This is a genomic window from Streptomyces sp. NRRL S-646 (assembly GCF_000720765.1).
GTDB lineage: Bacteria > Actinomycetota > Actinomycetes > Streptomycetales > Streptomycetaceae > Streptomyces.
Genome location: NZ_JODC01000058.1, coordinates 1 through 4011, shown reverse-complemented (window position 1 = coordinate 4011; position 4011 = coordinate 1). Strand labels below are relative to the sequence as shown.

At 72.5% G+C, this 4011-nt stretch carries 2 pseudogenes; both read right to left on the bottom strand.

Annotated features, from left to right (window positions below):
• Positions 1-3733, bottom strand: a pseudogene (locus IH68_RS56085) (SDR family NAD(P)-dependent oxidoreductase); the annotation flags it as partial.
• Between the two features lie 124 nt (positions 3734-3857).
• Positions 3858-3995: pseudogene (locus tag IH68_RS58955) on the bottom strand (hypothetical protein); the annotation flags it as partial.
• Between the last annotated feature and the right edge of the window lie 16 nt (positions 3996-4011).

Below are 4011 nucleotides of genomic sequence, written 5' to 3'. Positions count from 1 at the left end.
ACCACCGACGGCTCAACCCCGCAAGCACGCCACAACGCCGCCAGCGACACCATCACCGCCCACGACACCGGCTGCACCACATCCACCTCAGCCAGCTCACCCCCGCCACGCACCACATCACTCAACGACCACTCCACGAACGGAGCGAGAGCGGCCTCACACGCCTCCATCGACGCCGCAAACACCGACGACGCATCCCACAACTGGCGTCCCATATCGGCCCACTGCGCCCCCTGACCCGGAAACAGACTCGGCACCCAACACCACGGCCCGGTTCTCGAACGCCGTACGCGTCCCCGCCAACGACCACGCCACATCCACCGGCCGCAACTAGCCCATCCCCACCACGACCCGACACCACCCACGGCACCACACCACCAGCCCCGAACACCGGCGCAGCGGCATCATCAGGCTCCGGCTCGGACACGACCGGGGGCACAACCGGAGGTTCCTCCAACACCACATGCGCATTGGTGCCGCTCACCCCGAACGAGGACACACCCGCCCGACGCGGACGCCCCTCGACCTCCGGCCACTGCACAGCCTCCGTCAGCAGCGACACCGCCCCCGCCGACCAGTCGACATGCGGAGTCGGCTCATCGACGTGCAGCGTCTGCGGAAGGACACCGTGCTGCAACGCCAGCACCATCTTCATCACGCCGCCGACGCCGGACGCGGCCTGCGTGTGACCGATGTTGGACTTCAACGAGCCCAACCACAAAGGCCGTTCGGGATCCCGGCCCTGCCCGTAGGTCGCCAGCAGCGCCTGCGCCTCGATCGGGTCACCGAGGGTCGTCCCGGTGCCGTGTGCTTCCACCGCGTCCACGTCGGAGGCGGACAGTCCGGCCTTGGTGAGGGCCGCCCGGATGACCTGCTGCTGCGCGGGGCCGCTGGGGGCGCTGAGGCCGTTGCTCGCACCGTCCTGGTTGAGGGCGGTGGAGCGGATCACCGCCAGTACGGGGTGGCCGTTGCGGCGGGCGTCGGAGAGCCGTTCCAGGAGCAGCATGCCCGCGCCCTCGGCGAGGCCCATGCCGTCGGCGGCCTTGGCGAACGCCTTCGAACGGCCGTCCTTGGCGACGCCCCGGGTGCGAGCGAAGCCGATGAAGCCGATGGGCTCCACCATCACGGCGACACCGCCCGCGAGGGCCATGGAGCACTCGCCGGAGCGCAGCGCCTGGACGGCCATGTGCAGGGCGACCAGGGAGGAGGAGCAGGCCGTGTCGATGGTCACCGCGCTGCCCTCGAGGCCGAGGGTGTAGGCGATACGGCCGGACAGGACGCTGGTGGCGCTGCCGGTGACGATGTGGCCCTCGACGCCCTCGGGCAGGTTGTCGAGGCCGCCGAAGCCCTGGTTGGCGGCGCCGACGAACACGCCGACGGGGGTGCCACGCAGCGCGTCGGGGACGAGGCCGGCCTGTTCCAGCGCTTCCCAGGAGGTCTCCAGCAGCAGTCGCTGCTGCGGGTCCATGGCGACGGCCTCGCGCGGCGAGATGCCGAAGAAGCCGGCGTCGAAGTCGCCCGCATCGTGCACGAAGCCGCCTTCGCGGGCGTAGCAGGTGCCCTCACGGTCCGGGTCGGGGTCGTAGAGGGCGTCGAGGTCCCAGGCACGGTCGTCGGGGAAGGCGTCGATGACGTCGCGGCCCTCGGCGAGGATCTGCCACAGCTCTTCGGGGCTGTTGGCACCGCCGGGGTAGCGGCAGCTCATGGAGACGATGACGATCGGGTCGTCGTCCGCGGCGGGCCCGCCGGCCGGAGTCACGGCTGTGACCGGAACGGGAAGGGCGGCGGAGTCACCGACCAGTTCCTCGCGGACGTGGCGGGCCAGGGCGACGACCGTGGGCCGGTCGAAGATCACGGTGACGGGCAGGCGCAGTCCGGTGGCGGCGTTGAGCCGGTTGCGCAGCTCGACGGAGGTCAGCGAGTCGAAGCCCAACTCCCGGAAGGCACGCCCCACTTCGACGCTGTTCGGGCTGCTGTGTCCGAGTACTCCGGCAACCTGGGCACGTACCAGGTCCAGTACGGTCCGGTCCCGTTCGTCGGCGGTCATGCCCCGCAGCCGGGAGACGAGACCGGTGCTCTCCGCGTCCGATGTGTGCCGACGGTGGCGGTCCTCCTCGGCGCGCAGCAGCTCGGCGACTTCGGGCACTTCGGTGAGCAGGGGGCGGGGGCGGGCCGCGGTGAAGACGGGGACGAATCGTTCCCAGTCGATGTCAGCCACGGCGATGAAGCACTCGTCGCGGTCGAGGACCTGCTGCATGCCCCTGACCGCGAGGGCCGGGTCCATGAACGGGATGCCGCGCCAGCGCAGTTGCTCCTGGACGATGTCGAGGGCCATGCCGCCGCCCTCGTCGCTCCAGATGCCCCAGGCGATCGACGTACCGGCCAGGCCGCGGGCCCGCCGGTGCTCGGCGACGGCGTCGGCGTAGGCGTTGGCCGCGGCGTAGGCGCCGTGGTCGCCGCTGCCCCAGACACCGGCGACGGAGGAGAAGACGACAAAGGCGTCGAGCCGGTCGTCACAGAAGAGCGCGTCGAGGTTGGCGACGCCCGACAGCTTGGCCTCGGCTCCGTCGGCGAATTCCTGAAGCGTCGTGGTGGCCAGCGGGATGAGGATGCCGACGCCCGCGGTGTGCACGACGGTGCGGATCGGCGGCCCGTCGGCCTCGACCCGCTCGACGAGCGCGGCCAGCGCGTCCCGGTCGGCGATGTCGCAGGAGGCGATGGTGACGCGGGCGCCCAGCTCGCGCAGCTCGGCCTCCAGTTCGGCCGCGCCGGGTGCGTCCGCGCCGCGGCGGCTGACCAGGACCAGGTGCTCGGTTCCGTTGCGGGCGAGCCAGCGGGCCGTGTGGCCGCCGAGACCACCCGTGCCGCCGGTGATCAGTGCGGTGCCGCGCGAGGTCCAGGCGCGCTGTCCGCCGCCCATGGCCCCGCCGGGGGTACGGGCGAGACGGCGGATCAGGGTGCCGGTCCGGCGAATGGCGATCTGGTCCTCGGCGCGGTCGTCGGCGAGGATCCCGCACAACCGGGCGGCGGTGCGCTCGTCGGGCGCCTGAGGAAGGTCGACGAGGCCGCCCCAGAACTCGGGGTGCTCAAGCGCCGCGACCCGGCCCATGCCCCAGGTGCCGTTCTGCACGGGGTTGCGCAGCGGGTCGCTGTCGCCTGTCGTGACGGCTCCGCTGGTGGCCAGCCACAGCGGGGCTCGTACGCCGGTGTCACCGCACGCCTGGATCAGCGCCAGCCCGGCCACCAGGCCGGCCGCGAGGCCCGGCTGCTCGGGGTGGGGGTGTTCGTCGAGCGCGAGGAAGGAGAGCACGCCGCTGATCTGGCCGGCGTCGACGCCGCTGTGCCGGGCCGCTTCGGTCAGCAGGGCGGCCAGCCGCTCCCGGTCGGTGTCGGAGGAGTCGACGAACACGGGTACGGTCTGCGCGCCGTGCGTGGCGAGCCCGTCCAGGCAGACGCTGATGAGTTCCGTGCCCGCCTGGCTCGCCGGTACGACGACCAGCCACGTGCCGTCGAGGGTGACGGCGGTGGGATCGGCCGTCGGCCGCCAAGCGATGCGGTAGCGCCAGGAGTCGATGGTGGACGCGGCACGGCGGCCCCGGCGCCAGGCCGACAGCACGGGCAGCGCCTGGGCCAGCGCCTCCTGCCCGGCGTCCTCGGCGACGTCGAGCGTGCCGGTCAGTGCCTGTAGGTCCTGCCCCTCCACGGCCGCCCAGAACTCGGCGTCCACCGGGTCCTCCGCACCTCCGGTCGCCCGTGCGGGCGTCGTGTCCGGCCAGGACCGCGGTCCAGTCGACCGGGATGCCGCGCACCCACGCCTCGGCCAGCGAGGTCAGGAAACGGGAGGCATCACCCTTGTTGCGGCGCAGGCTGCCCACCACCACCGCGTCCGGGGCGGCCTCCTGCACCGCCATGCCGAGGACGGGGTGGGAGCTGACCTCCACGAACGCGGAGTATCCCTGCTCGACCAGGCCCTGGACGGCGTCGGCGAACCGCACGCGCTGGCGCAGGTTG